At 65.0% G+C, this 26,035-nt stretch carries 28 protein-coding genes; 18 read left to right on the top strand and 10 right to left on the bottom strand.

Annotation, left to right across the window (positions count from 1 at the left end):
• Nucleotides 1–17 precede the first annotated feature (17 nt).
• Entirely contained in the window at nt 18–1,265 is a 1,248-nt protein-coding gene (locus L867_RS0107045; protein ID WP_028736217.1) for an ROK family transcriptional regulator, read from the top strand.
• Nucleotides 1,249–1,683 carry an RbsD/FucU family protein gene (locus L867_RS0107050; RefSeq protein ID WP_028736218.1) on the top strand — a complete coding sequence of 145 codons (435 nt, stop codon included), beginning with the start codon at nt 1,249–1,251 and terminating at the stop codon, nt 1,681–1,683. Before L867_RS0107045 ends, L867_RS0107050 begins: the two co-directional genes overlap by 17 nt.
• Before the next feature lie 21 nt (nt 1,684–1,704).
• Here L867_RS0107050 and L867_RS0107055 read toward each other — a convergent pair whose 3' ends face one another.
• Nucleotides 1,705–2,625 (bottom strand): diacylglycerol/lipid kinase family protein, encoded by a 921-nt coding sequence (locus tag L867_RS0107055; RefSeq protein WP_028736219.1) that lies wholly within the window; start codon nt 2,623–2,625, stop codon nt 1,705–1,707.
• Nucleotides 2,626–2,913: 288 nt separating this feature from the next.
• On the opposite strand from L867_RS0107055, the gene L867_RS0107060 reads away from it, so the two are divergent.
• Nucleotides 2,914–4,149, top strand: a complete 1,236-nt coding sequence (locus tag L867_RS0107060; protein WP_028736220.1) for an MFS transporter — start codon at nt 2,914–2,916, stop codon at nt 4,147–4,149.
• Here L867_RS0107060 and L867_RS0107065 read toward each other — a convergent pair.
• A complete protein-coding gene (locus L867_RS0107065) occupies nt 4,138–4,551 on the bottom strand; it encodes a winged helix-turn-helix transcriptional regulator (protein WP_028736221.1) in 414 nt (137 codons plus the stop codon). The genes L867_RS0107060 and L867_RS0107065 overlap by 12 nt on opposite strands.
• Before the next feature lie 123 nt (nt 4,552–4,674).
• Between L867_RS0107065 and L867_RS0107070 the strand changes: the two genes are divergently transcribed.
• A complete protein-coding gene (locus L867_RS0107070; RefSeq protein ID WP_028736222.1) occupies nt 4,675–5,691 on the top strand; it encodes a zinc-binding alcohol dehydrogenase family protein in 1,017 nt (338 codons plus the stop codon).
• A 30-nt stretch (nt 5,692–5,721) separates the two neighbouring features.
• Here the strand turns inward: L867_RS0107070 and L867_RS0107075 are convergent, their stop codons facing one another.
• Nucleotides 5,722–6,198: an Lrp/AsnC family transcriptional regulator gene (locus L867_RS0107075; RefSeq protein ID WP_028736223.1), complete on the bottom strand. Its 477-nt coding sequence runs from the start codon at nt 6,196–6,198 to the stop codon at nt 5,722–5,724.
• Nucleotides 6,199–6,322: 124 nt separating this feature from the next.
• On the opposite strand from L867_RS0107075, the gene L867_RS0107080 reads away from it, so the two are divergent.
• A complete protein-coding gene (locus L867_RS0107080) occupies nt 6,323–7,234 on the top strand; it encodes a DMT family transporter (protein WP_028736224.1) in 912 nt (303 codons plus the stop codon).
• 28 nt (nt 7,235–7,262) lie between these two features.
• Here L867_RS0107080 and L867_RS0107085 read toward each other — a convergent pair whose 3' ends face one another.
• Both L867_RS0107085 and L867_RS24775 read right to left on the bottom strand, forming a co-directional pair.
• Entirely contained in the window at nt 7,263–7,877 is a 615-nt protein-coding gene (locus L867_RS0107085; RefSeq protein ID WP_028736225.1) for a L,D-transpeptidase, read from the bottom strand.
• Nucleotides 7,878–7,963: 86 nt separating this feature from the next.
• Nucleotides 7,964–9,304, bottom strand: a complete 1,341-nt coding sequence (locus tag L867_RS24775; protein ID WP_084638479.1) for a low temperature requirement protein A — start codon at nt 9,302–9,304, stop codon at nt 7,964–7,966.
• 15 nt (nt 9,305–9,319) lie between these two features.
• On the opposite strand from L867_RS24775, the gene L867_RS0107095 reads away from it, so the two are divergent.
• Complete coding sequence (locus L867_RS0107095; protein WP_028736226.1) at nt 9,320–9,715, top strand: DoxX family protein; 396 nt, start codon at nt 9,320–9,322, stop codon at nt 9,713–9,715.
• A 128-nt stretch (nt 9,716–9,843) separates the two neighbouring features.
• Here the strand turns inward: L867_RS0107095 and L867_RS0107100 are convergent, their stop codons facing one another.
• Nucleotides 9,844–10,611 carry an alpha/beta fold hydrolase gene (locus L867_RS0107100; RefSeq protein WP_028736227.1) on the bottom strand — a complete coding sequence of 256 codons (768 nt, stop codon included), beginning with the start codon at nt 10,609–10,611 and terminating at the stop codon, nt 9,844–9,846.
• 61 nt (nt 10,612–10,672) lie between these two features.
• Complete coding sequence (locus L867_RS0107105) at nt 10,673–11,494, bottom strand: alpha/beta fold hydrolase (protein ID WP_028736228.1); 822 nt, start codon at nt 11,492–11,494, stop codon at nt 10,673–10,675.
• Nucleotides 11,495–11,630: 136 nt separating this feature from the next.
• On the opposite strand from L867_RS0107105, the gene L867_RS0107110 reads away from it, so the two are divergent.
• Nucleotides 11,631–12,089 carry a MarR family winged helix-turn-helix transcriptional regulator gene (locus L867_RS0107110; RefSeq protein ID WP_028736229.1) on the top strand — a complete coding sequence of 153 codons (459 nt, stop codon included), beginning with the start codon at nt 11,631–11,633 and terminating at the stop codon, nt 12,087–12,089.
• Nucleotides 12,090–12,185: 96 nt separating this feature from the next.
• Here L867_RS0107110 and L867_RS0107115 read toward each other — a convergent pair whose 3' ends face one another.
• Nucleotides 12,186–13,847, bottom strand: coding sequence for an electron transfer flavoprotein-ubiquinone oxidoreductase (locus tag L867_RS0107115; RefSeq protein WP_028736230.1), 1,662 nt, complete (start codon nt 13,845–13,847; stop codon nt 12,186–12,188).
• A 303-nt stretch (nt 13,848–14,150) separates the two neighbouring features.
• Here L867_RS0107115 and L867_RS0107120 point away from each other — a divergent pair, with 303 nt between their 5' ends.
• The 10 genes from L867_RS0107120 (at nt 14,151) to L867_RS27315 (ending at nt 22,331) form a co-directional block, all read left to right on the top strand.
• On the top strand, nt 14,151–15,560 hold the full coding sequence (locus tag L867_RS0107120; RefSeq protein WP_051438861.1) for an FAD-binding oxidoreductase: 1,410 nt from the start codon (nt 14,151–14,153) through the stop codon (nt 15,558–15,560).
• 49 nt (nt 15,561–15,609) lie between these two features.
• Nucleotides 15,610–16,008 carry a putative quinol monooxygenase gene (locus L867_RS24780; RefSeq protein WP_156951555.1) on the top strand — a complete coding sequence of 133 codons (399 nt, stop codon included), beginning with the start codon at nt 15,610–15,612 and terminating at the stop codon, nt 16,006–16,008.
• 67 nt (nt 16,009–16,075) lie between these two features.
• The gene (locus L867_RS0107130; protein WP_210163631.1) at nt 16,076–16,765 is read left to right on the top strand and encodes a helix-turn-helix domain-containing protein; all 690 of its coding nucleotides are present in this window, start codon (nt 16,076–16,078) and stop codon (nt 16,763–16,765) included.
• A 186-nt stretch (nt 16,766–16,951) separates the two neighbouring features.
• Nucleotides 16,952–17,740: an SDR family oxidoreductase gene (locus L867_RS0107135; protein WP_028736233.1), complete on the top strand. Its 789-nt coding sequence runs from the start codon at nt 16,952–16,954 to the stop codon at nt 17,738–17,740.
• Nucleotides 17,741–17,904: 164 nt separating this feature from the next.
• Nucleotides 17,905–18,129 carry a hypothetical protein gene (locus L867_RS0107140; protein WP_028736234.1) on the top strand — a complete coding sequence of 75 codons (225 nt, stop codon included), beginning with the start codon at nt 17,905–17,907 and terminating at the stop codon, nt 18,127–18,129.
• Between the two features lie 85 nt (nt 18,130–18,214).
• Complete coding sequence (locus tag L867_RS0107145; protein ID WP_028736235.1) at nt 18,215–18,409, top strand: hypothetical protein; 195 nt, start codon at nt 18,215–18,217, stop codon at nt 18,407–18,409.
• Between the two features lie 366 nt (nt 18,410–18,775).
• Complete coding sequence (locus tag L867_RS0107150) at nt 18,776–20,098, top strand: Hsp70 family protein (protein ID WP_028736236.1); 1,323 nt, start codon at nt 18,776–18,778, stop codon at nt 20,096–20,098.
• 743 nt (nt 20,099–20,841) lie between these two features.
• Nucleotides 20,842–21,714 (top strand): uracil-DNA glycosylase, encoded by an 873-nt coding sequence (locus L867_RS0107155; protein ID WP_028736237.1) that lies wholly within the window; start codon nt 20,842–20,844, stop codon nt 21,712–21,714.
• 153 nt (nt 21,715–21,867) lie between these two features.
• The gene (locus tag L867_RS0107160) at nt 21,868–22,050 is read left to right on the top strand and encodes a hypothetical protein (protein ID WP_028736238.1); all 183 of its coding nucleotides are present in this window, start codon (nt 21,868–21,870) and stop codon (nt 22,048–22,050) included.
• A gap of 122 nt (nt 22,051–22,172) precedes the next feature.
• Nucleotides 22,173–22,331: a hypothetical protein gene (locus L867_RS27315; protein WP_156951556.1), complete on the top strand. Its 159-nt coding sequence runs from the start codon at nt 22,173–22,175 to the stop codon at nt 22,329–22,331.
• A 29-nt stretch (nt 22,332–22,360) separates the two neighbouring features.
• On the opposite strand, the gene L867_RS0107170 is transcribed toward L867_RS27315, so the two are convergent.
• Nucleotides 22,361–23,263: a hypothetical protein gene (locus L867_RS0107170; protein WP_028736239.1), complete on the bottom strand. Its 903-nt coding sequence runs from the start codon at nt 23,261–23,263 to the stop codon at nt 22,361–22,363.
• Nucleotides 23,264–23,536: 273 nt separating this feature from the next.
• Nucleotides 23,537–24,475 carry a DMT family transporter gene (locus L867_RS0107180; protein ID WP_028736240.1) on the bottom strand — a complete coding sequence of 313 codons (939 nt, stop codon included), beginning with the start codon at nt 24,473–24,475 and terminating at the stop codon, nt 23,537–23,539.
• 366 nt (nt 24,476–24,841) lie between these two features.
• Between L867_RS0107180 and L867_RS28125 the strand changes: the two genes are divergently transcribed.
• Entirely contained in the window at nt 24,842–25,951 is a 1,110-nt protein-coding gene (locus L867_RS28125; protein WP_028736241.1) for a methyl-accepting chemotaxis protein, read from the top strand.
• Nucleotides 25,952–26,035 lie beyond the last annotated feature (84 nt).

Genomic DNA, 26,035 nt, shown 5'->3' on the forward strand with positions numbered 1-26,035 from the left:
CGAAGGGAGGAGCGGCCATGGCACTGTCGGAAAACGCGAGCGCGTCGAGCGAGCAATCGCCGTCGACCACGGCTGCCGGCGGCGCCAACCAGGTGCGCGTCCGCGCCTATAACGAACGGCTGGTGCTGTCGCATGTCCGCCGCAACAGCGGCGTCTCCAAGGCCGAGATCGCCAGGCTGACGGGGCTCTCGGCACAAACCGTCTCGGTCATCATGCGGGCCCTGGAAAAGGATGGCCTGCTGATCCGCGGCAAGCCGGTGCGCGGCCGGGTCGGCCAGCCTTCTGTACCGATGCATCTCAATCCGGACGCCGTGCTCTCCTTCGGCGTGAAGATCGGCCGCCGCAGTGCCGACCTCGTCCTGATGGACTTCGTCGGCAAGATCCGCCTCAACCGTCACTTCACCTATCCCTATCCCAATCCGGCGGATATCCTTGCCTTCCTGCTCGACAAGATCGCAGAGCTGGAGCAGCAGCTTTCGCCGTCGCAACGCAATGCGATCGCCGGTGTCGGCATCGCCGCGCCGTTCGAGCTGTGGAACTGGGCGCGCGAGGTCGGCGCGCCGGAGGGCGCGATGGAAGCCTGGCGCGGTTTCGACCTGCAGGCTGAAGTCGCCGCCCGCCTGCCCTACCCCGTCTATCTGCAAAACGACGCCACCAGCGCCTGCGGCGCGGAACTGGTGTTCGGCGTGGGCCCGCGTTATCCGGACTTCGTCTATTTCTATATCGGCTCCTTCATCGGCGGCGGCATCGTGCTCAATTCCTCGGTCTTTGTCGGCCGCACCGGGACGGCCGGCGCGATCGGCCCGCTGCCGGTGCGCAACAAGCATGGCGAAACCCGGCAGCTGCTGGAGATTGCCTCGATCTTCGTGCTCGAACGGCTGCTGCGCGAGCGCGGCATCGATCCGCAGCCGCTCTGGTACGATTCGAAGGAGTGGATCGATTTCGGCGAACCGCTGGACATCTGGATCCGCGACTGCGCCGCGGCGCTTGCCCAGGCGATCATCGCCGCCAGCGCGATCGTCGACTTTTCCGCCGCCATCATCGACGGCGGTTTTCCCGAATGGGTCCGCGCCCGGCTGGTCACAGCCACGATCGAGGAGATCGGCAAGCTCGACCTGCAGGGCATCGTCTTCCCCGACATCATCGAGGGCGCGGTGGGCGCCCAGGCGCGCGCTATCGGCGGCGCCAGCCTGCCGATCTTTGCCCGCTACCTCATCGACCAGACCGTCTTGTTCAAGGAAATCGAAAATGCTGAAGGGAATTGACCCGATCCTGAGCCCCGAGCTCCTGGCGACGCTGCGCGCCATGGGGCACGGAGACGAGATCGCCATCGTCGACGGCAACTATCCGGCGCTCGAACACGGGCGACGGCTGATCCGCCTCGACGGCCACGGCATCGTCGCGGTGATCAACGCCATCCTCACCCTGCTGCCGATCGATGATTTCGTCCCCGAGGCGATTTTTCGCTCGACAGTCGGAACCGATGCCGAACGGCTCGACCCGATCCACCAGCAACTCATCGCCTGCTGCGCCCGCCACGAGCCCGAGCGTCGGGTCGTGCCGCTCGTCGGCCAGGACTTTTATGGACGGGTGAAGGCGGCCCACGCCGTCGTCCAGACGGGCGAACCGGCTCTCTATGCCAACATGATCCTGCGCAAGGGCGTCATCTATCCGGTCGCCTGAGCGGCCCCTCGCCGGCCGCGCCTAGGCTGCGACCGGCACCGGGCCGGGCACCAGCACCTTCAGCTCTCCCGGATGCAGGCGGATTTCGACGTTGCGCGGCATGCGGATGAGTTCGCCGTCGATGACGCACAGCGCGCCGTGGCGGCGCTTGGGGAAGTGCAGGCGAACGACTTCCGCAGTGGTGGCGCTGACCGCCTCATTGTCCTTCAGCCTGCCACGCAGGATGTCGAAGGCGAGCTTCGCCACGCCGATCGGCTTCAGCGAATCCGCCAGATAGACGCCGAGCTTGCCGGTGGTCAGGTCGTCGGCGAAGAACAGCGGATTCTCACCGAACGGATTGTTGGACACCGAGATCGCCGACACCACCCGGTGCTCGTTTCGCCCGTCATGGTCGATGTCGAAGATCACCTCGAAGCGCGACGGACGGAGCATCACGCCGAAGGCGGCGCGCGTGCTCGCCCGCATCTTGCCGAGCCTCGAGGCGAAGTTCATCGCATTGCGCATGCGGACCAGGCGGGCGTGCAGGCCGGCGGAAAACTGGTGCACGAAGGGGCGTCCGTTGACGGTTGCGATGTCGACCGCCTGCACCCTGCCCTGCGCCAGCGTTTCGAGAACCGCGTTGATATCGAGCGGCAGCTTCAGCGAGCGGGCGAAGAGATTCATCGTTCCCGCCGGAACGACGCCGAGCGGTATGCCGGCCCTCCAGGCGATGCCGGCCGCAGCCGAGATCGTCCCGTCGCCGCCTCCGGCGATCAGCGCATCAATGCCCTCCTCACGCGCAGCGGCCTCCAGACGCTCCACCACGTCGCGGCCCGCGACGACTGAGAAGGAGATGTCATGACCGGCGGCACGGAATATCTCTTCCGCCCGGGCGCAATAGGCCTCCATGTCGGTGGTCTTGAACGTACCGCCGTCCCGATTGAAAACCGCTTTGAGTTTCATGGATCCTTTTCCGCTCCGCCGGTCGGCGGGAATTCCGCATGTGCGGGAAGCGCAAGTCAACGCGGCGCACCCTGATTGGTTTCGTCGTCCAGCGTGAAAATCGGGATCCACCGGGCGAAAATCAAGCAGCCCGGCACGTAGCCTTTGCCGCGCCGCACAAAAACATGATAGTCGTCAAATCACTTCCGCAGAGATTCCCGCAGCCGGCATGCCCGGATGCCTCCCACAAGACCCTTTCTCCCCTGTCCTTCCTCGGCTGCGACGACGCGGTCGACCCAAGGTGATCGCATGACCGACTGCACTGCCCTTCACCCCGAGCTCGGGACCGGCGCCGACACGGCTGCCGCCACGCCGGCGCTGACCCCGCTGATGATGATCCTGATCGAGATCGCGCTCGCTGCCGGCGGTTTTGGCATCGGCACCGGGGAATTCGTCATCATGGGCCTGCTGCCGGAGGTGGCGGCGACCTATGGCGTGAGCGTTCCCGACGCCGGCCGGGTGATCAGCGCCTATGCGCTCGGCGTGGTGATCGGCGCGCCGATCATCGCCGTGCTTGCCGCAAAGCTGTCGCGCCGCACCCTGCTTCTGCTGCTGATGGGCGTCTTTGCCATCGGCAACGTCACCAGCGCGCTGGCCCCGGACTTTCTCTCCTTCACCGCGCTGCGCTTCCTCACCGGCCTGCCGCACGGTGCCTATTTCGGCGTCGCCGCACTGGTCGCCGCCTCGATGGTGCCGCCGCACAGGCGCGCGCGGGCCGTCGGGCGCGTCATGCTCGGCCTGACCATCGCCACGCTGATCGGCACGCCGATCGCCACCTTGCTCGGCCAGATGATGAGCTGGCGGGCGGCCTTCCTCATGGTCGGCGCGATCGGCGCCCTCACCGTGGTTCTGATCGCCCTTTACCTGCCGAAGGACAAGGTGGCGGAAGGCGCCAGCATCCGCCGCGAACTCGGCGCATTCGGCCGGCTGCAGGTCTGGCTGACGCTTGCCGTCGCCGCCGTCGGCTTTGGCGGCATGTTCTCGATCTTCAGCTATATCGCCAAGACCACGACCGATACCGCCGGCCTTCCGGCCAGCATGGTGGCGATCGTTCTCGCGCTGTTCGGCATCGGCATGAATGTCGGCAATGTCGTCGGTTCGCGCATGGCCGACTATTCGCTGAAGGGCACGATCGGCGGCATGCTCGCCTTCAATGTGGTGCTGATGAGCGTGTTTTCGCTGACGGCGCATGATCCGGTCATGCTGTGCATCTGCGTCTTCCTCACCGGCTGCGGCTTTGCCGCCTGCCCTGCCGTCCAGACCCGCCTGATGGATGTCGCGGCCGATGCGCAGACGCTCGCCGCCGCCTCCAACCACTCGGCCTTCAACATCGCCAATGCGCTCGGCGCCTGGCTCGGCGGCCTGGTGATCACCTGGGGTTATGGCTACGGGGCGACCGGTTTCGTCGGTGCCGCCCTCTCGGCCCTCGGCCTCTTGGTCTTCCTGGTCTCGGTTCTGATCGAAAAGCGCAGCTCAGGCCGCTGAGCGCGCATCCGTATCGGCATCATCCGCCTGATCGCCCGGCAAGGCCACGGTCTTTACCCCGTTCCTGCAAGCGACATGCGCCTGACCCCAGGCATCGAGCGCCAGGATCACCGGCTCGAGGCTCAGACCGAGCGGCGTCAGCGCGTAGTCGACGCGCGGCGGCACGACGGCAAAAACCTTGCGCGAGACGATGCCGGCCTCTTCCAGCTCGCGAAGCTGTTTGGTCAGCATACGCTGGGTGACGGCCGAAAGCCGGCGCCTGAGTTCGTTGAACCGCAGCGTCCTGTCGTTCAGCAGATGATAGAGGATCACGCCCTTCCACTTGCCGTCGAGCAGGCTCAAGGTCGACTCGACCGGGCAGCCGGGAAAATTGTTGGTGAGCTTGGCGCGGGGCCGGGACATGGACAGTATCCTTCTTGATACTACATACAATTTCTGTCGCTATAGACATAAAATGTGCATTCTTGCGTCGAGCGAATATACGTATCAATTGAAGGGCGTGCAAACCCCTCAAGGAGACCTTCCATGCGCGCAGTCGGCTATCTGACACCCCAACCCATCACCGCCGAGACCTCACTGGTCGATATCGACATCCCCGTTCCGGACGCCCGTGGCCACGACCTGCTGGTCGAGGTGAAGGCGGTTTCGGTCAATCCGGTCGACACCAAGGTTCGATCCGCCGCCCAGCCGGAGCCCGGCCAGCACCGCATTCTCGGCTATGACGCTTCGGGCGTGGTCAAGGCCGTCGGCGAGAACGTCACGCTGTTCAAGCCGGGCGACGAAGTCTTCTATGCCGGCGTGATCAACCGTCCGGGCACCAACAGCGAATTTCACCTCGTGGACGAGCGTATCGTCGGCCTGAAGCCGAAGACACTCAGCTTCGCCGAGGCCGCCGCCGTCCCGCTCACCGCGATCACCGCCTATGAAATGCTGTTCCACCGCCTGAAGGTGCACGACAAGGTGACCGGCGCCAACAACGCCCTGCTCGTCACCGGCGGCGCCGGCGGCGTCGGTTCGATGGCGATCCAGCTCGCCCGGGCGCTGACGAACCTCACCATCATCACCACCACGTCGCGGCCGGAGACTAGCCAGTGGGTCAAGGATCTCGGCGCCCATCACGTGCTGGATCACAGCAATGCGCTGGCACCGCAATATGCGGCACTCGACATCGGCGCGCCGGCATTCGTCTTCTCGGTCACCCGCAGCGACCTGCATGTGGCCGACCTCCAGGCGATCATCGCGCCGCAGGGCCGCTTCGGCATCATCGACGACATCAAGGGCGGTTTTGACGTCATGCCGTTCAAGGGCAAGGCGGTGTCGATCCACTGGGAATCGATGTTCACGCGCCCGGTCTTCCAGACGGCCGACATGATCGAGCAGCACAAGCTTCTCACGCATGTCGCCGAACTGGTGGAGACCGGCCAGATCCGCACCACGCTGACCGAAACGCTCGGCACCATCAATGCCGTCAACCTGAAGAAGGCGCACGCGCTCATCGAATCGGGCCGCACCAAGGGCAAGATCGTGCTCGAAGGCTTCTGACAAGCGCAGCGAGGCGGGGTTTGCTCCGCCTCAGCCCTTGACCGCCGGCAGCTTCAGCGGGCCGCCGGTCTTGACGCTGCGGATGGCGAAGTTCGACTGGATGTCGGTCACATGCGGCAGGACCAGCAGCTTGTCGGTCAGAAGCGCCTCATAGGCCGCGAGGTTCTCGACCACGACCTCGGCCATGAAGTCGGAATGGCCGGAAATCATGTAGCAGCCGACCACTTCCGGGAGATCCTGCAACGCCTGCTGGAAGGCCTGGGCATGTTCGCGGGTGTGATGCGCTACCTTGAAGGCGACGAAGACCGTCAGTTCCAGGCCCAGCGCGCGGCGGTCTATGTCGGCGCGGTAGCCGCGGATGATGCCCGACTGCTCCAGCATGCGGATGCGCCTCAGGCAGGGCGACGGCGAGAGGTTCACCCTTTCGGCGATCTCGACATTGGTCGCCCGCGCATCGGACTGCAGCGCCGCAAGTATCGCCAGATCGAATTTGTCGAGTTTTGGCATATCCATGCACCTGATCACTTCTACGCGCAATTTTGTGCCACTCTTGACAATCATGCAAGCGTAAATGGCAAGGACACGCCAAGCCGCCTTGGCTATTCTGGCGCCGTCTATTCAGGAGCGCCCCATGACTGCCGCCAGCACCGCCACCCGACCTCCAATTTCTACCGGCCTCGGCGCCGCATCGGCCCTGTCGGTCGTGCTGATCTGGGCGGCCTGGCTGATCTCGACGCGCCACAGCGTCGGCACCTCGCTCTCGCCGCTCGACCTCAGCCTGCTGCGCTACGGCGTGCCCGCCCTGCTGCTGTCGCCCTACTGGCTGCGCACCGGGCTCTGGCCCAGGGGCACGCCGAAATGGACGCTGGTGCTGATGGTGCTCGGTTCCGGCGCGCCGTTCTTCCAGCTCGTCGGCTTCGGCATGAAGGCGACGCCTGCCTCCGCCGCAGGCGTGCTTCTGCCCGGGGTCATGCCGCTCGCGGCAGCGCTGATCGGCATCCTGCTTCTCGGCGAGCGGCCGGACCGCATGCGCAAGTTCGGCATGCTGGCGATCCTTGGCGGAGGCGTGTTGCTGCTGGCCGACAACCTGTCGTCCGGACGGCTGACCTGGGTCAGTTACGTGATCCTGCCGGCGGGCGCCACGCTCTGGGCGATCTACACCCACGCCTTCCGCAAGTCCGGTCTATCGGCCTTCGAGGGTGGTGCGCTGATCTGCATATGGTCGACGATCATCAACCTTGCGCTCATCCCCTTCCTCGGCACGCATCTGCTGAGCGTGCCGGTCGCGGAGATCGCGGTGCCGTTCGTGACGCAGGGGCTGCTCTCCGGCCTCCTGGCCACCGTGCTCTACGGCACGGCGGTGCGCAGCCTCGGCGGAACGCAGGCCGCCGCCTATACGGCGGTCACGCCGGTTGCGGCCGCGATCGGCGGCGCGCTGCTGCTTGGCGAACCCTTGGGCGTCGTGACGATCGTCGCAACGCTGGTGACGGGAGCCGGCGTGCTGTTGTCGACCGGTCTGCTCTCGGCGCGGACGTCCAGCTGATTGATACCTGTCCGAACCGCTGGAGGTCTCAGGCCTGCAGCACGACGACCCGGCCGCCGACCTTGGCGCGCTCGTAGAGGTCGATCACGTCGTGGTTCATCATGCGGATGCAGCCGGACGACATGGCCTGGCCGATCGACTGAGGCTGGTTGGTGCCGTGGATGCGGAACATGGTGTCGTTGCCGCCGCGATAGAGATAGAGCGCCCGGGCGCCGAGCGGATTGTTGATGCCGCCCGGCACGCCGCCGGCATATTTCATGTTTTTTTCCGGATTGGTGCGCAGCATGTTGGGCGACGGCGTCCAGCTCGGCCATTCGGCCCTGCGGCCGATATAGGCGACGCCGGCCAGCGCATAGCCGTTGCGGCCGACGCCCACGCCGTAGCGGATCGCCCGGCCCTCGCCCAGAACGTAGTAGAGCCGGCGCGCCGGGGTATCGACGACGATGGTGCCGGCCGGCTGGCTGGTCTCGTAGGCGACCTCCTGTCGGCGCAGCTCCGGCTTGATCTTGTCGATCGGCACCTTCTTCAGCGGATGGGGTTCACCCGGGCGCGCGTCGTACATCGACTGCTGGCTCGGGCCGGTCTGGCAACCGGCAAGCAAAAGCGGCAGGCCGATCAGCAGGCTGCGGCGGGAAATCGTCATGTCTGGCCCCCAGAGAGAAGTGCGGATATCGGGGCGCAGGGTAAGGAATTTATGGTTAATGCCCGGTTAAAACGCCGCAGATCGGGTTAACCGTGACGTTCCGGTGGCTCCACCGCCGGCGGCATTCCCGACGACGTCGCGGAGAACCGCCCTTCCAGCGCCAGCAGCAAGAGAAGTATGGCGAGCGTCAGTCCGATCAGACTTGCGCCATGCAGCGGCACCGAAACGAGGGCAAGCCCGATCAAAGCCAGGCCGGCCAACACGCGCAGCGCCACCGGACGCAGACCAACGATCCGACGGAAGGCGGCATCGGCAAGCAGGTATCCGCCCGTGCCGAGCAGAAGCAGGAAATCTGCGCCGTGACCGGATTCACCTTCGGTGCCATAGGCGATGGACGCCTTCAGCCCGGCCGCGACCAGTATCAGGCCAGCGACCATGGCGAGATGACCCATGGTGTATGCAAACAAGGCGATGCGCGTGCGGCGGCGATTGTCCGCCTCCAGCATGCGATGCTCGGCGCGCTGGTCGTCGGCATCGAAATAGCTCCACCAGAGGGCAGCGATCAGCGCGATGGAAAGGACCAGACGCAGGATGGTATCGCCGGTCAGAGGGTGATCGGCGAGCCCCGTTCCGATCGCGATGATTGTTTCGCCGAGAACGATGATCAGCAGCAGGCCGTGCCTCTCGACGAAATGGACCGGATCGAGCGCGAAGCCCTCCCCGGTGTTCATGACCGCCACAACTGCATAGAGCCCGGCCGGCGCAAGCAGCAGAACCCAGCGCCATTCAGCCTCGATCGTACCTGCCGCGATAACCAGCAGGGCAGCGGCAATGTTGAAGGGAACGATCCGCAGCATGGCGCCGGCGGCCGGTCTGCCGCCGCGCGCAATGAAAGCGCAGAAATGCAGGATGATCACGAAAAGATAGGCGAAGCCGAAAACCAACGGATTGCCAGCGTCCCCCACGGGAGCCGAGAGCGCGAGGACCATGAAGCCTGCCATCGCCGCGACCAGCACGAGGCGCATCGTCTTTGGTGTGTGCGCGTGGTTGGTGAGCCAGATATAGCCGCCATACATCCACCAGACGAGCATGAGTACGGCCAGTGCATGAAGGTATTCGACAGGTTCGTGCACATGCTCCACCAGATGCGTGAGCCGAGTGACGACGAAGACGAAGACAAGGTCGAAGAAGAGTTCGATGGTCTGGGCACGGAACTCAAGTTTCTGGCTTTCGAGCATTCGAGCTTTGTCCTTCCGGCTTCTCTGGCGCGGAGAAGGAAAGCAGAACTGAGCCGCCCTTGTCCAGCGCGCTGCCGCGCTTCGAAAAACATCTGGTGAAAACCTGCCCAGGTGAGCCAGGCTTAGAGAAAAGGGCGAGATTTGATAATTGCAAAGAGAGCGCCGATGGAGAAACTGCGACCCATTCATCTGGGGGATATTCTCATGAACGGTTTCGTTACTACGCTCACCTCGACGGCATGGTTCGGCTATGTCGCGCGCATCCTGCTCACCTACATGTTCTGGGCAAGCGGGATCGCAAAGCTCGTCGATTTCCAGGCGGCGGTCGGCGAGATGGCCCATTTCGGCCTCAACCCGCCGGTGGCGTTTGCCATTGCCACGATCATCGTCCAGCTCGCCGGCTCGGCGCTCGTCATCCTCAACCGCTGGACCTGGCTCGGCGCCGGCGCGCTGGGCGTCTTCACGCTTCTCACCATCCCGATCGCGCATAATTTCTGGACGATGGAAGAACCCTTCAAGACCATCGAGTTCTATGTGGTGATGGAGCACATTTCGATCGTCGGCGCATTGATGGTGGTGGCCTGGAAGGCCGACCGGTAGTCACTCGTCGGCCGTCCGGGTGGCCGTCGGCTGAGCCCGACGGACCGCAATTCCCGTTGTGCACCTTATCAAACAGGCCGGCGCGTCGCCACGCGCCGGCCTGTCGTTGATCGGTGCTGTCGCAGCGCTTACTGCGCAGCTTCCTCGATCAGTTCGGCGACCACCCGCGGCTTGGACACCATGACGACGTGGGAGGCGCCCTCGACGACGACGGTGCGCTTGGAACCCGCGCGTTCGGCCATGAAGCCGAGGGCCGCGGCCGGGATGTTCTTGTCGCCGTCGCCATAGACGAAGAAGGACGGCAGCGTCTTCCAGGCAGGCTCGACCGACTTCTCCGTCAAGGCCGCTTCGGTGATCGGCCGCTGGCCGGCCGCCATCAGCGCGGCATCAGCGGAGGGAACGTCATGGGCGAACTGCTGGTGGAACTTCGCCTGGTCGATATAGAGGTCGACGCCGCCATCCGGCAGTTTTACGGGTGCGGCCAGGGCAGTCCCGAGCGTACCGCCGGGGAATTTTCCGGCGAGGTCGGCGGCCGCTTCCCCGACCTGCGGGGCAAAGGCCGCGACAAAGACCAGCGACTTGACATTGTCGCGGCCCTTGGCGGCGGCCGAGATCACCTGGCCGCCATAGGAGTGGCCGACGAGAACAACCGGGCCTTCGATATTGCCGACGATGCTGGAGACATAGGCCGCGTCACCCGCCACACTGCGCAGCGGATTGGCGGCGGCGACGACCGGATAGCCGTCCTTCTGCAGGATTTCGATGACGCCGTTCCAGCTGGAGGAGTCGGCAAAGGCGCCGTGGACGAGCACGACGGTTGGCTTGGCCGGCTCGGCCATTGCGGTACCGGACAGGAGTGCGCCGACGACGGCACCGACGAGTGCAAACTTGGACATGATGATTTCCTTCTTGGTTTTCAGTTTGGTTGGGTGGCTGGTGGTTGGCCGGGTGGAAAAATCAGGCCTGGATGAAGGCCAGGACATCTGCGTTGAAGCGGTCCGCCTCGGTCTGGGCGAGGCCATGCGAGCCGCCTTCGTAGATCGTGAGGGTCGCATTCGGCACGATCTCGGCGGCGCGGTGGGCGGCGGCCCTGATCGGGACGATCTGGTCGTCGTCGCCATGGACGATCAGGGTCGGGCGATCGATGCGGCGCAGGTCCTGCGTATAGTCGACCTCGGAGAACTCGCGGATGCAGTCATACTGCCCCTTGATGCCGCCCTGCAGGCCGATCTGCCGGAAGCTTTCCCGCAGGCCGTCGTTGACCGCGGCGCCATCGCGGTTGAAGCCGTAAAAGGGCATGGTCAGATCGAAATAGAACTGCGAGCGGTTGCTGGCAGTCGCGTCGCGAATGCCGTCGAAGGCCTCGAGCGGCGTGCCGTCCGGGTTGGCTTCGGTCTTGAGCATCAGCGGCGGAACGGCGCCGACCAGCACGACCTTGGCGACACGGGCCGTGCCATGGCGGCCGAGATAGTGTGCCACCTCCCCGCCCCCGGTCGAATGGCCGATCATGATGATATCCTTCAGGTCCAGCGCCTCGATCAGCTCCGCCAGGTCGTCGGCATACCGGTCCATGTTGTTGCCGTCCCAGGTCTGGTCGGAACGGCCATGGCTGCGGCGGTCATGGGCGATGACGCGAAAGCCCTGCTGGCCGAAGAACAGCATCTGCTGGTCCCAGGCATCGGAAGACAGCGGCCAGCCATGCGAGAACAGGATCGGCTGGCCCGTTCCCCAGTCCTTGTAGAAGAGGCGCGTCCCGTCGGCGGTGGTGAAAAAGCTCACGTCATATCTCCTTTTGTCAATTTAACTTGTGTGCGATTACTTTGTGCACGATCTAAATACGCAAATGAAAGGCGAGCGTCAATAGCTTGCAAATAAATCGCACACAAATTAAATTGATGGAGATCAGGAGACCATCATGCGCCAGAAGCCCGCCCCCGATATCCCCACTCACCCGGACGTCGACGAAATGCTGTGCTTTTCCATCTATTCCGCCGGGCACGCCTTCAATCAGCTCTATCGCCCATTGCTGGATGCGATCGGCCTCACCTATCCGCAATATCTGGTGATGGTAGCGCTGTGGAACCGCGACGGCCGCACGGTCAAGGAGCTGGGAGAAACGCTGTTTCTCGATTCCAGCACGCTGACGCCGCTTTTGAAGCGGCTGGAGGCGGCCGGCCTGCTGACCCGCACCCGCAATCCGCAGGACGAGCGGCAGGTATTGCTTCATGTGAGCGAAAAAGGCCGCGCCCTGCAGCAGGAAGCCGCCCCCGTGGCGCGCTGCGTCGGAGACGCCGTCGGCCTCGATGTCGACACGGTCAAGACGATCCGGACCGCGATCGACGCCATCCGCGACAGCCTGCACAAGCGCGCCTAGAAGGGCCGCACGCGAAAGCGTCGACGCAAAAACGCCCCCTGTCCCGGAAGACAGGAGGCGCCTCGTTTTCTGAACGACCGCCAGGGGCGGACGCTCTTACATGTTCGGGTAAACCGGACCTTCGGCACCCTGCGGCGGGACCCAGTTGATATTCTGGTTCGGGTCCTTGATGTCGCAGGTCTTGCAGTGGACGCAGTTCTGCGCGTTGATCACGTAGACCTGCTCACCATCCTTCTCCACCCATTCATAGACGCCGGCCGGGCAGTAGCGGGTCGAGGGACCGGCGAAGACGCCGAGTTCCGAGCGCTTCTGCAGGTCCATATCCTTGACCTGGAGATGGACCGGCTGATCCTCTTCATGATTGGTGTTGGACAGGAACACCGACGACAGGCGGTCGAAGGTCAAGACGCCATCCGGCTTCGGATAGGCGATCGGCTTGTGTTTTGCCGCCGGCTCCAGCGAGGCCGCATCGGTCTTGCCGTGCTTCAGCGTGAAGGGTGAGGTTCCGAAGATCTGGTTGATCCACATGTCGAGGCCGCCCAGGCCCACGCCGAGTGCGGTGCCGAGCTTCGACCACAGCGGCTTGACGTTGCGCACGCGCTTCAGGTCCGTACCGATATCGGTCGAACGCCATCCGTTCTCGATCTCGACCGGCTCGTCATTGGCGCGGCCGCTCGCGATGGCTTCGGCGATCTTGTCGGCCGCCAGCATGCCGGACAGCACGGCATTGTGGCTGCCCTTGATGCGCGGCACGTTGACGAAGCCGGCGGAACAGCCGATCAGCGCGCCGCCCGGGAAGGAGAGCTTCGGCACCGACTGGTAGCCGCCTTCGGTGATGGCGCGCGCGCCATAGGACAGGCGCTTGGCACCCTCGAAGGTCGGCGCGATCCGCGGGTGGGTCTTGAAGCGCTGGAACTCCTCGAACGGGAAGAGATAGGGGTTCTTGTAGTTCAGGTGAACAACGAAGCCGACCGCGACCAGATTGTCTTCCAGGTGATAGAGGAAGGAACCGCCGCCGGTCTTCATGTCGAGTGGCCAGCCGAACGAGTGCTGCACCAGGCCTTGGCGGTGGTGCTCGGGCTTCACCTGCCACAGTTCCTTCAGGCCGATGCCGAACTTCTGCGGCTCGCGATCCTTGGACAGGTCGAATTTGGCGATCAGTTGCTTGGCGAGCGAACCGCGCACGCCTTCGCCGATCAGCACATATTTGCCGAGCAGTTCCATGCCGCGGGTGTAGTTCGGGCCTGGCTCGCCGTTCTTCTCGATACCCATGTCGCCGGTGGCGACTCCGATCACGGCACCCTGGTCGTTATAGAGCAGTTCGGTCGCGGCAAAGCCCGGATAGATCTCGACACCCAGCGCCTCGGCATGGGTGGCGAGCCAGCGACAGACATTGCCGAGCGAGACGATGTAATTGCCGTGATTGTTCATCAGCGGCGGCATGAAGGCGTTGGGCAGGCGGATCGAGCCGGCAGGCCCGAGGAACAGGAACTGGTCGTCCTTGACCTCGGTCTTGAACGGATGGTCGGCATCCTCGCGCCAGTCGGGCAGCAGCTTGTCGACACCGATCGGATCGACCACGGCGCCCGACAGGATGTGCGCGCCGACTTCCGAGCCCTTCTCGAGCACGACGACGGTGAGGTCCGGATTGACCTGTTTCAGGCGGATCGCCGCCGACAGACCGGCAGGGCCGGCCCCGACGATCACCACGTCGAATTCCATGCTCTCGCGTTCGGGCAGTTCCATTTGCTCGCTCATCGTCTCTCTCCGCTCGGCCGATCCCAGTCTTCGGCTTCTTCCTTGTCAAAACACAAGCGCCCTGTCGAGCCGCAATGCGACACGCAGTGGCTCGAAATAAAGGCTGGGCGACATTCCCGATCAGAATATCTAACGCTTACGTTAACGTCAATCTTTCGTCCGGGGCGGAGCGCCCTGGGCCGATTTGCCGCGACCAATTGGATCCGCCCCTTACTGGGTGATTGTCGGAGAGACCGCCGCGCACTAAACATCGCCCGAAAGGGCTCGAACCGCGCGACGCCCGACCAGACAGGACAAGCACGAATGGCCCACGAACCAGGCACCCGGTTCACCGCGACGCAACTGCTGGAACGGCTCTCCGGCCTGCATCCCGACCTCGTCATCCTGGGTCCGGCGGACCTCAAAGGCCGGCACCCGGGCGAGCATGCCGACAATTTCGCCGGCGGCGTGATGGCGCAACCCGGCTCGACCGCGGCAGCGGCGGCGCTGGTGTCGTGGTGCGCCGCGCATGACGTCGCCATCGTGCCGCAGGGCGGGCTGACCGGGCTCGTCGGCGGCAATGTCAGCCATGCCGGCGAGGTGATCCTGTCGTCCGCCCGGCTCAACCGCATCGTTGCCATCCATCCGGAGGAAATGACGGTGACCGTCGAGGCCGGGGTGCCGCTCGAGACCCTGCAGCAGGCGATCGCCGCCCATGGCCTGACGACCGGTATCGACCTCGGCTCGCGCGGCTCGGCCACCATCGGCGGCATGGTCTCGACCAATGCCGGCGGCATTCTCGCCTTCCGCAACGGGGTGATGCGCCACCAGGTGCTCGGCCTCGAGGCGGTGCTGCCGTCCGGCGCCGTCTTTTCCGACCTCACCCGCGTGGTCAAGGTCTCGGCCGGGCCGGACCTCAAGCATCTGTTCATCGGCGGCGAAGGCGCCTTCGGCTTCGTCACCCAGGTGGTGCTGAAACTGGAGCCGCAGCGGCCCGCCCGCGCCACCGCCTTTCTCGGCGTGGCCGATGCAGCCTCGGCGCTCTCCGTCATCCGTCATTTTCGCAGCCTCTCCTCCGTGACGCTCGAAGGCGCGGAAATGATGTGGCCGCGCTACATCCGCGACGGCGCGGCGCTCAAGGGTTTCGATCTCTCCTGGCTCGAACAGGATGCCGCGGCCCTGCTGATCGAGGTCTCGGCGGAAACGGTCGAGGCGGCGGCGGCGGCCCTGGAAGAGGGACTTGAAACGCTCTGGGAACCGGTCGGCCTCAAGGGCGGCGTGATCGCCCAGTCGCTCGACCAGGCGCGCCGGTTCTGGGACATTCGCGAGGATTCGGGCTTCTACTACCCGGCGATCCCCGACGCTCCCTCCTTCGACATCTCCGTGCCGCCGACCTATCTCGACACCTATGTCGCCGGCCTCGACGCCCGGCTGAAGGCGATCGATCCGACCTTTGAGGCCTATGTCTACGGCCATATCGCCGACGGCAACCTGCATCTCACCCTGATCAAGCACGGCCCGCTGCCGGAGGCGGAACTTCTGGCCGTGGAAAATGCGATCTACACCGGCATCCGCGAAGCCGGCGGCTCCTTTTCCGCCGAACACGGCGTCGGAACCGAAAAGCGCCATGCCTACGAGACCTTCGGCTCGCCGGAAAAGCAGGCGCTCGCCCGCTTGATCAAGCAGGCGATCGATCCGAAGGGCTTGTTCAATCCGGGCAAGGTGCCGTTTTGAATTCGCATGCAGATCTGGCCGTTGCAGGCAAATAGCTGTCCTTTGTGCGTTGGCGCGCCAAGCCGGCGACTGGCAATCATGGGTCATGGGACGAGATGTCGCCGGCACCTCTCCCCATCGACGCCAGATAGAGAAAGGCCTGCCCATGCTGATCGCCCATGTTCGGTTCCGCGTCGTCGAAGAGGATCGCCAAAAGGCGCTCGACGCCCTGATGGCGAACGCCGCCGCCATCCGCGCCATGAAGGGTTGCCTGGCCTTTGTTCCATTCCTCGATCCGACCGACCGGCAGGGCCTTGGCGTGCTGCACGAATGGCAAAGCGGTGAAGACTTTGCGGCCTATGCCGCCTCGCCCGCATTTGTCGAAACCGCCTCGATCCTGCGTCCCCTGATGACGGCGGCCCCGGTCAGCCGTCGCTTTGACGCGAGGCTGATCGAGACGGTAAACTGAACGTATGAAACCGGACGCCTATTGTTTTCACCAGAGTTTCGAGCCCGCAGGCCCCTCCGAATTCCGGATGGACCGGCACTATCTGCTCTATGCAATGGAAGGAACGATCCGGCTGGAAGCGGATGGCCGGCGCTGGACGCTGCCGCCGGCCCGCGCGGCATTGATCGCTGCCGGCCATCCGGTCACGATTTCGATCCTGTCGCGGCTGACCTCCGCATCGGTGCTCTACGCACCCAGTTTCGCGCCCCCTCCACCGCAGGTTCTGTCGGTATTCGATGTCTCGCCGCTGGCCCGCGAACTGATCGCCGAGTGCCGCCAATGGGGCCCCGAAGGCGGCGCGCTGTCGCCCTATGCGCAGAGGATCTTCGAAACGCTGGTGGCTGTCATCCTGAAGCTTGCGGAAACGCCGAGCCCTTGCGTGCTGCCCACACCGGCAAGCCCCGGCCTTGCCCGGGCGCTGGCACTGACGGAACAACTGGCTGATGGCACCCCCGTCTTTACCGAGATCGCCAAGGCCACAGGCCAGTCACCGCGCGCGCTGGCCCGCCGTTTCTCGGCCGAAATGGGGATGACCTGGCGCGAGGCGCTTCGGCGCATCCGCCTCATCCGCGCCGTCGAGGCGCTGGCCGGCGGCGACGCTCCGGTCACCGAGATCGCGCTTGGCGTCGGCTACACTTCGCTGTCGGCCTTCAATACCGCCTTCCGCGACCTGATGGGCAAGAGCCCGCGCGAGTACCGCGCAACCTTCCGGGATTGAACAGGCGCGCCGGGACCACGGATGCCTTTGACCCGCGGCGCGGGGCTGACAAAGATGACCGCACAGCAAGGTACCCGAGCCTGCCCCCCGTCCCCCGCGCTTTTCCCTTCCCAAACCCGCAGGTCCCCCTATAACTTTGCCCAACTCCGCTTGCGGCGGACACAGGAACCAGGGAAGGAGACAAACATGGATCTCGGAATTTCAGGCAAGCGCGCCCTCGTGCTCGCCTCGTCGCGCGGCCTTGGCCTCGGCATTGCCCGGGCGCTGGCCGATGAGGGAGCGCATGTGCTGCTGTGCGGGCGCAGCGCCGACAAGCTGAAGGCCAATGCCGACGCCATCAATGCCGAGGGCCGGGGCAAGGCCGACTGGGTCGAGGCCGATCTGGCCGACAGCGGCTTCGTCGACACGATGCTCGCCGCCGTCCACCACAAGCTCGGCGGCATCGACATCCTCGTCAACAATACCGGCGGCCCGACGCCCGGCACGGCGGAGGAGATGACGGCGGAAAAGCTCTACAACTTCTTCCAGTCGATGGTGGTGCGCGTCATCACGCTGACCAATGCGCTGCTGCCGCTGATGCAGACGCAGGGTTTTGGCCGCATCCTCACCGTCGCCTCGTCCGGCGTGTTCGAGCCGATCCCCAATCTGGCGCTGTCCAACACGCTGCGGGCGGCGCTCGTCGGCTGGAACAAGACGCTTGCGACCGAGGTCGCCTCCTATGGCGTCACCGCCAACATGCTGCTGCCCGGCCGCATCCACACCGACCGGATCGACGAGCTCGACGCCGCCAATGCCAAAAAGGCCGGAAAGTCGGTGGACGAGGTGCGCACCGCCTCGCTGAAGTCGATCCCGGCCGGCCGGCTCGGCACGGTGGAGGAATTCGGCGCCGCCGCCGCCTTCCTATGCTCGGCGCCCGCCTCCTATGTCACAGGCACGATGCTGCGCGTCGACGGCGGAGCGGCCCGATCGATCTGACGGCTTGACACGGCCAGCGACCGACCGAAGACCCCGCAACGCTCTGTGCGTGCGGGGTCTTCCTTATATTAACCTCCCCAGAACAGGCGGATGGATTTCGCTGGTGTCCCGCTCAGACTCGACTATAGTGGGTGCGACAAATTGTTCCATGGGAGGAGAGACTATTGGGGCAGATTCGCCAACTTTTCACCGTCGTCGGCGCGTTGACGCTGCTGGTCGGCATTGCCTGGGTCGCCCACGGCACCGGCGTGCTGCGCCTGCCCGGCACCGACTTCATGCCCAATGAAAGCGTGTGGACGATCAATGGCCTGCTCGTCGCCGTCTTCGGCCTGATCGTCTTCATCGGCGCACGCTGGTTCCTGCGCCGCGAACACCCATCGGCGAACTGACGGCCCTGGCTTGACTGCCTGACAAATCCGGCGACCGCGCCTCGCGCGGTCGTTTGTCTTTTTTTGGGAAACAGACGCCATGTCGATGCAACGCATACTCACCCTTCTCGGCGCGCTTGCCGTGCTGATGGGCATGGTCTGGATCGGCCAGGGCAGCGGCACTTTCCCCTATCCGGCCTCCAGCTTCATGATCGACCAGAGCCCGTGGATCGCCTATGGCGCCGGCCTCGCCCTCGTCGGCCTCGTGCTGATCGCCATCGCGCGGCGCTCGGGGCGATAGGTCGGCACATACCGGCTCGGACGGGTGACTACCCCCTACCGACCTTCCTTCACAATACGATTGCTGAAGCTTGCGGCGCCGGTCTTGGAATGCCCTCTTCTCCCCATCGGGGAGAAGTGCCGAGCACATGCGAGGCGATGAGGGGGGCGAAGCCATTTTACTCATATCCGATTCTCCCCCTCATCCGGCGCTACGCGCCACCTTCTCCCCGCTGGGGAGAAGAGGAACGAACACCGCTCGCCCCTTGCCTTCCCCCTCCCCTTCGTGGCAATAGGCGCCCTCTCCACTGCGGGCGCCTGGCGCCCTTATTCACCTTCGGGCTCTGCCCGGCTTCAACAACCGACAAGACGACGAAGGAGCGCGGCGATGGCTGAGGCGCTGGGGCTTGATTTCGGCACGACCAACACGGTGATGGCGCTTTCCAATAGCGCAGGGGCCAATAGCGCGGGGGCCGACAGCGAGCGGACCACGCATTCGGTCAGCTTCACCTCGCCGGCCGGGGTGAGCGACAGCATGCGCACGGCGCTGTCCTTCATGAAGGACCGCAATCTCGGCGCGGGCGCGCTGAAGGTCGAGGCCGGACAGGCGGCGATCCGCGCCTTTATCGACAATCCCGGCGACTGCCGCTTCCTGCAGTCGATCAAGACCTTCGCCGCCTCGGCACTGTTCCAGGGCACGCTGATCCATGCCCGGCGCTTCCAGTTCGAGGACCTGATGGAGGTCTTCCTCAAGCGCCTGGAAGCCTATGCCGGCGACGGCTGGCCGTCGGGCGCGAAACGCATCGTCGCCGGCCGGCCGGTGCATTTCGCCGGCGCAAACCCCGATCCGGAGCTGGCCATTACCCGCTACAATGCGGCGCTGACGCGTTTCGGCTTTCCGGAGATCCACTATGTCTACGAACCGGTGGCGGCTGCCTTCTACTTCGCCCAGCATTTGACGCAGGACGCGACCGTGCTGGTCGCCGACTTCGGCGGCGGCACGACCGACTATTCGCTGATCCGCTTCGAGACGAGCGGCGGCCGGCTTTCCGCCGTGCCGGTCGGCCATTCCGGTGTCGGCATAGCCGGCGACCAGTTCGACGCGCGCATCATCGAGCATCTGGTCGCGCCGGAAATCGGCAAGGGCAGCCAGTTCAAGAGTTTTGACAAGGTGCTCGACGTGCCGAGCAATTACTACACCAGCTTCTCGCGCTGGAACCAGCTGTCGGTGTTCAAGTCCTCGCGCGAATATGCCGACCTGAAATCGCTGGTGCGCCAGAGCCTTGAGCCGGACAAGCTGGAACTGTTCATCGATCTGGTCGAGCATGACGAGGGCTATCCGCTCTACCAGGCGGTCTCGGCCACCAAGATGGCGCTGTCCTCGACCGAGGAAGCCGAATTCCGCTTCTCGCCGCTCGGACGGGCCGGCGAGAAGACGGTCAAGCGCGCCGAATTCGAAAGCTGGATCGCCGACGACCTCGCCCGCATCGAAGGCGCTCTCGACGAGGTGCTGACCACCACCAACACGGCGCCGGGCACAATCGACAAGGTCTTCCTCACCGGCGGCACCTCCTTCGTTCCGGCGGTGCGAAAGATCTTCACCGACCGCTTCGACGCAAGCCGCATCGAGACCGGCGGCGAACTCGTCTCCATCGCCCACGGCCTGGCGCTGATCGGCGAACGCGACGACATCGCCCAATGGGTGGCGTGAGGGCGCGCCGTCGCCACCCCTCCCAAACCCTCCCCACAAGGGGGAGGGCTTAAACCGCCGAGCGCTCGGCGGCCTCCAGTCTTCCCCGGCGACCAATGCCGATTCTCAGCGGCTGCAGCCAAAGCCTGGCCACGATTCTTCTCCCCCCTTGTGGGGGAGATGGCCGGCAGGCCAGAGGGGGTTCTCTCCCCCTTGGTGGGGGAGAATGGAATTTCAACATCTTAGCTGAAAGCTAAGTGTTAGAAATTCCAAGAGAGGGGGTCGGTCGCCTCATTCCCCTCACCAGCGATTTCCTGACACCTACGCCTTCGGCCTAAGATGCCGAAATCGCCTCCGCCGCATCCATCTGCCCTGGCTTCGCCCCCCCCTCATCCGGCCCTGCGGGCCACCTTCTCCCCGCCGGGGAGAAGAGGGAGTACGCCGCGGCCCTTGCTGCCCCCTCGCACCCGTGGGAGCCGTCCGCCGCGACGCTTCCGGCCTCCTCGCCCCAGCGGGGAGAGGTCCGCCGAGCGTAGCGGAGGCGGGGTGAGGGGGAGGCTCGCGCATGGCCGATGGGGGCCCCGCGCCGCGCCAATGGATCTTCGCCCCCTGCCCCGACCGCATGCACCGCCCTGGCTTCGCCCCCTCCTCCGGCCCTTCGGGCCACCTTCTCCCCGACAGGGAGAAGGAGAAGCCGCCGCGACGTTTCCGGCCGCCCGCAGGAATCAGTTTCCTTCCGCCCCTCCCTGCACTAGAACGGGTCCATGATCTCCGCCCGCGACATGACGCCCGCCGAACTGGCCGCCCTTCTGCATTTTCATGCAGAGGCCGGTGTTGAATGGCTGGTGGAGGACGAGCCGGTCGACCGGATCGCGGAGTTTGCCGAGCAGCGCGCCGCGCGCGAGGTTCGCGCCCCGGCCGCCATCGCCATGGCGCAGGCGACGACCGTGCAGACCTCTCCCGGGCGGACGAGGCCCGAGGCGCCGCCGCCGCCCCGTCCCGCCTCCCCGTCGGCGCTGCCGGCCATTCCCGACGAACACGCCATCACCGAGGCGCGCTTTGCCGCCGAAAGCGCCCGTTCACTCGCCGAACTCAAGACCGCCGTCGAGGCCTTCGGCGGTTGCAATCTGAAGACCAGCGCCCGCTCGACCATCTTTGCCGCCGGCGATCCTTCGAGCCGTATCATGGTGATCGGGCCAATGCCGAGCGCCGACGACGACCGCGAGGGCATCGCCTTTTCCGGCCGTGCCGGGCTTTTGCTCGACCGCATGCTGGGCGCCATCGGCCTCAAGCGCGAGGCGATCCTGATCACCACGGTGATCCCCTGGCGGCCACCGGGCGACCGGGCGCCGTCCGTGCCGGAGGCCGCCATCTGCCGTCCGTTCATCGAACGGCAGGTGGAACTGGCTGAACCGAAGGCGGTGCTGCTGTTCGGCAATTTCACCGCGCGCTTCTTCTTCGGCGAGACCGGCACGATCCACGCGCTGCGCGGCCAATGGCGCGACATCGCCTGCGGCAACCATGCCGTCCCGGCCATCGCCACGCTGCACCCGCAGGAACTGTTGACCGCGCCGGCCAGCAAGGCGCTCGCCTGGCGCGACCTGCAGGCCTTCGCCGCCCACCTCGCTAAGGGCTGATTGTCCAAAATTTCGGCATATGTGACAACGCTATGATGTGCGTCATGCGCAGTACGCATGGCTGAGTCGCGTTCGCGCGCTTGCCTCAATTATGCTGCACTGCGATATATACTGTCACTGACGGGGGGAGTCGGAAGACAAGGATTGAAGGCCATGACCGTTCGCGCCCGCCCCATGCACTGCAAATTCGAGACGCTCCGCCTGGCCGCCGAGCCGATGCGCAGCGGCAAGCCCTATCACCGCAGCGGCTTCGCCACCAATGAACAGCTGACAGCGCGCATGTTCGGCCGGATCAGCCTGCCCATCGCCCTGTTCGCCGATTTTCGCGAGGCGTGAGGCCGACTGGCCGCGTTGATTTGGGCGACGCACAAAAGATTCGCCGGCGGCGCCTTTTCCGAGAGACCCGCCCAAGCATCGTCCCCGAATCGGGCCATGCGAACAATGCAAAGGAATAGACCATGACCACGATGTTTCACCCGCTCCGCAGCCTGAAGGCCGCCGTCACCCAGATCGGCAGCGCCATCGATGCGTCGGAAGCCTACAGCCGCGCTGCTTCGGGCCGCTCGAAGCGCGGCGCGCGTGTTGAAAGCGCCCTCGTCGGCCACATCCCGCTCTAAGTCCGGTCAAGCGCCGATCACCCGGGCGGTCAGCCCTCCATGGCAACCACGGCCGGGACGGCCTGCCTTTGCGTCGGCAATATGCGGTCGCAGGCATGCTCGAAGGCCTGGTCGATGATCGAGAACTTGATCGCCTGCCAGCTGCAATATTCGCGCAGCAGATCGGCCATGAACCACAGGTGGGTCTTCTTGCCCTCGTCCTGCCATTGCAGTCCGCCGGCCTCGACGGCGCGGCGCAGCAGGCGCTGCAGATGGGTGCGCGACATCATGAAATGCTCGGCCATCGCGCGGGCGTCGACGCGGCCGATGTCGTAGCGATCGGCCGTCGGGTCGGTCGCCTCGATGCGCCGCACCAGTTCGTCCATCACCAGACCGCCCGCTTCCGTCCACAGGAACATCGCCACGCGCAACGGCGGCTCGCGCCAGCCGTCATGCTCGAACGAGCGGCGGGCCGTATACGGCTGGATCAGCCGGAAAAGATCGGGATTGGTCATCATCGTCGCCGCGCGCGCACCGCCGTCCAGCCGGTCGAGCACGGTCAGGTTGGCGAACGTCCAGCGCATCATCGCATTGTAGCTGACATCGGTCGCCTCGAAGCGGCGCGGCCGGCGGCCGGGATCTCCGGCGATGCGGACAAAACGATAGGACAGAAGCTGGTCGAGGAAGTTCAGCACCGTGTTGCGGCTCGCCGCATTGCCGGAGGTGATCATGTCGCGCAGGCGCGAGGCCGTCAGCCCGGAGCCCGGCACTTCCGGGTCATGTTCGAGGTTGAGCGCGAAGGCGCACTGGCTGAGCAGCCAGCGCTGATGGGACGACAAGAGACGCGCCAGCCGCGGATTGCCATCATACTCGCTCTGCAGTTCGACCGAATAGACGCGCAGTGCTTCCCAGAAGGCCGGGCTGTTGCGGAGTTCGTCAATCGAGAAGGCCAAGGATCACCCTCCCCACGACGGCGGAATGGCGACGGATGAATGCGGATTCGAGGCGGCAATGGCTGGATCGCAGCCGTCGGGCCGCCGATCAGGATGGGGTCTGTCGCTGTCCATGTTCATGCATTTCACGTCGATCGAGCCGTTTCCGCTTGTGTGACGGTATCGGCGGGCTTGTCACCGTGCCCCAACCTTCCCTCTGTTTCAACCTTTATCGCTCTGACGCAACAAAAGAATGGCAAAAGGGGATGATGACGATCAATCTTTGCGCCGGGATCAGCCCTGCGGCGTCGAGGCCTTGCGCGCCGCCCGGCGCTCGAGGCCGAGCTGGTGTTCGCGATAGATGATGAAAATCCCGGCGCCGACGACGATCGCCGCGCCGGCCAGCGTGGTCGCCGTCGGCACCTCGCCAAACAGCAGATAGGCGATGACCGAACCGAGGATGATCGAGGTGTATTCGAAGGGTGCGACCGTCGAGACGTCGGCGTGGCGATAGCTCTCGGTCAGCAGGATCTGCCCCAGCCCGCCGAAGAAACCGGCAAGCGCCATCAGCCCCAGCGCCTGCCAGCTCAGCACCTGCCAGCCGAAGAACCAGGTGAAGGCCGAAAGCACCGAGGCGGTCAGCGAGAAGAACAGCACGATCGTCGCGGTCTTCTCCTCCCTAACGAGCTGGCGGACCTGCAGCATGGCGGCAGCGCCGAGACCGGCCGAAAGCAGGACGGCGACGGCGCCGGTCGCGGCCGCCGAGCCGAAGCCCTGCTCGCTGAACAGGGTCAGCTTTGGCCAGGAAATGATCATCACGCCGAGCATTCCGACGAAGACCGCCGTCCAGCGATAGGCGCGCACCGTCTCGCGCAGGAAGACGGCGGCAAAGACCACGGCGAGCAGCGGCATGGCATAGCCGATGGCGATCGCGTCCGGCAGCGGCAGAAGCACGAGCCCGTAGAAGCCGACCATCATCGAGCTCACCCCGATCAAAGCCCTCTTGAGGTGACCGAACGGATTGTTGGTCTGGAAGGCGGAGCGCAGATCGCCGCGAATGGCCAGATAGGCGAGGATCGGCACGATGGCGAAGGCCGAGCGGTAGAAGGTGATCTGGCCGGAGGGCATGCCGGACCCCGCCAGCTTGATGCAGGACTGCATGCCGACGAAGACGGCAACGGAAGCGATCTTCATGAGAATGCCGCGAAGCGGACTGGAGGCGGCGATGGCCATCGGAGGTACTCGTATCTGGCAGCGGAGGCGGGGGGAGCGGCGGCACCGCAAGCGAAGGGCAAGGAAAGGTGCCACCGCCTTGGCGATTGACAGAATCCCAGTCCCAAGACTGGCACTTCCGGCGCGCCCGGACAAGGGCAAGATCAGGCCCGACAGTCTTCTTCAATCGCTCATAATATAGGCAGATGAATTAAATAGAAGCGTCCGGAACAATTGGAAGAGCATCTTCTTGCACTTCCTGTTTTATGCACCATTAACCAATATCACCAATAATACGTCAAAGTCCAAATCTTGCATTCTTCTCGGTCGCGTCGAGGCCAGGCGGCCCGCAGCTGCGCGATCGAGTACTATCCGGTGTTCTTTGCGATGTCCGATATTGCGGCGAAACAGAGTGTCGTCACCGCCGACCAGGCCACGCCGCGGTCCATGCGCGTCGTTACCGAAGGGATCGGCGCCGATCTCGAGCGTTTCAGCGCCGACAATACCCATATCGTCCGGCAGATCCGGCTATTGGCCATCAATGCGCTGATCGAGGCGGCCAGAGCCGGCGAGACCGGCAAGGGGTTTGCCGTCGTCGCCCACGAGGTACAGCGCCTCGCCCAGGGTGCCGCCGAAATCGCCGCGCGGTTCCAGGAGAACGTGCTCGGCCGCATCGGCCTCGGCCGGGCGATGGCGGACGCGCTGGTCAGCGAAATGGAGGGCGCGCGGCTCACCGACCTCGCCCAGACGCTGGTGCAGTTCATCGTCCGCAACCTGTTCGAACGCACCGCCGACGTGCGCTGGTGGGCCACCGATCCGGCGCTGTGGCAGGCGCTCGGCGACCCCTCCCCCGCACGCTTTGCCTATGCCACCGAGCGGCTCGGCGTCATCAACCGCTTCTATACCGTCTATCTCGACCTCGTCATGACCGATGCGGCCGGCCGCGTCGTGGCCTCGGCCAATCCGCGCTTCCAGCGAGGGCTGAAGGATCGCAACCTCGCCGGCGATCCCTGGTTCGAGGCGGCTAGGCATTGCGCCGACGGGGACGCCTATGTCGTCGACCAGGTCAAGCCGAGCGCCCTGCACGAGGATCGCGACGTCTTGGTCTATGCCACCGGCATTCGCGAAGAGGGCCGGAACAAGGGCCGGCTGGTCGGAACGCTGGGCGTCTATTTCGACTGGCAGGCGCAGGGCCAGGCGATCGTCGAGAAGGAAGCCAATCTGCCGCCACAGGTGGCGGAGAAAACCGAAGTCCTGCTGCTGGACGGCGCGCTCCGGGTCATCGCCTCCAGCAATCCGGCACGCCGCTACACGCATTTCGCGCTGAACAATCCCAGCCAGGCGATGCGCGGCAGCTACTACGACAATTCCGGCTCGATCGTCGCCTTTGCCAAGACCCTCGGCTACGAGGACTATGACGGGCTTGGCTGGTATGGCGTCATCATCCAGCAGACCGAAGACGAAGACGCCATTCGCACCGCGCTCGGCATCCGCTGATACCGCCGCCGCAGCCTGACCCAATCCGAAAGCCGTTGGCTGGCACCGTCGACGTTGAACGCTTGCGCGCAATCAATCGCAACA

It is taken from the genome of Paenirhizobium selenitireducens ATCC BAA-1503, assembly GCF_000518785.1.
Taxonomy (GTDB): Bacteria; Pseudomonadota; Alphaproteobacteria; order Rhizobiales; family Rhizobiaceae; genus Allorhizobium; species Allorhizobium selenitireducens.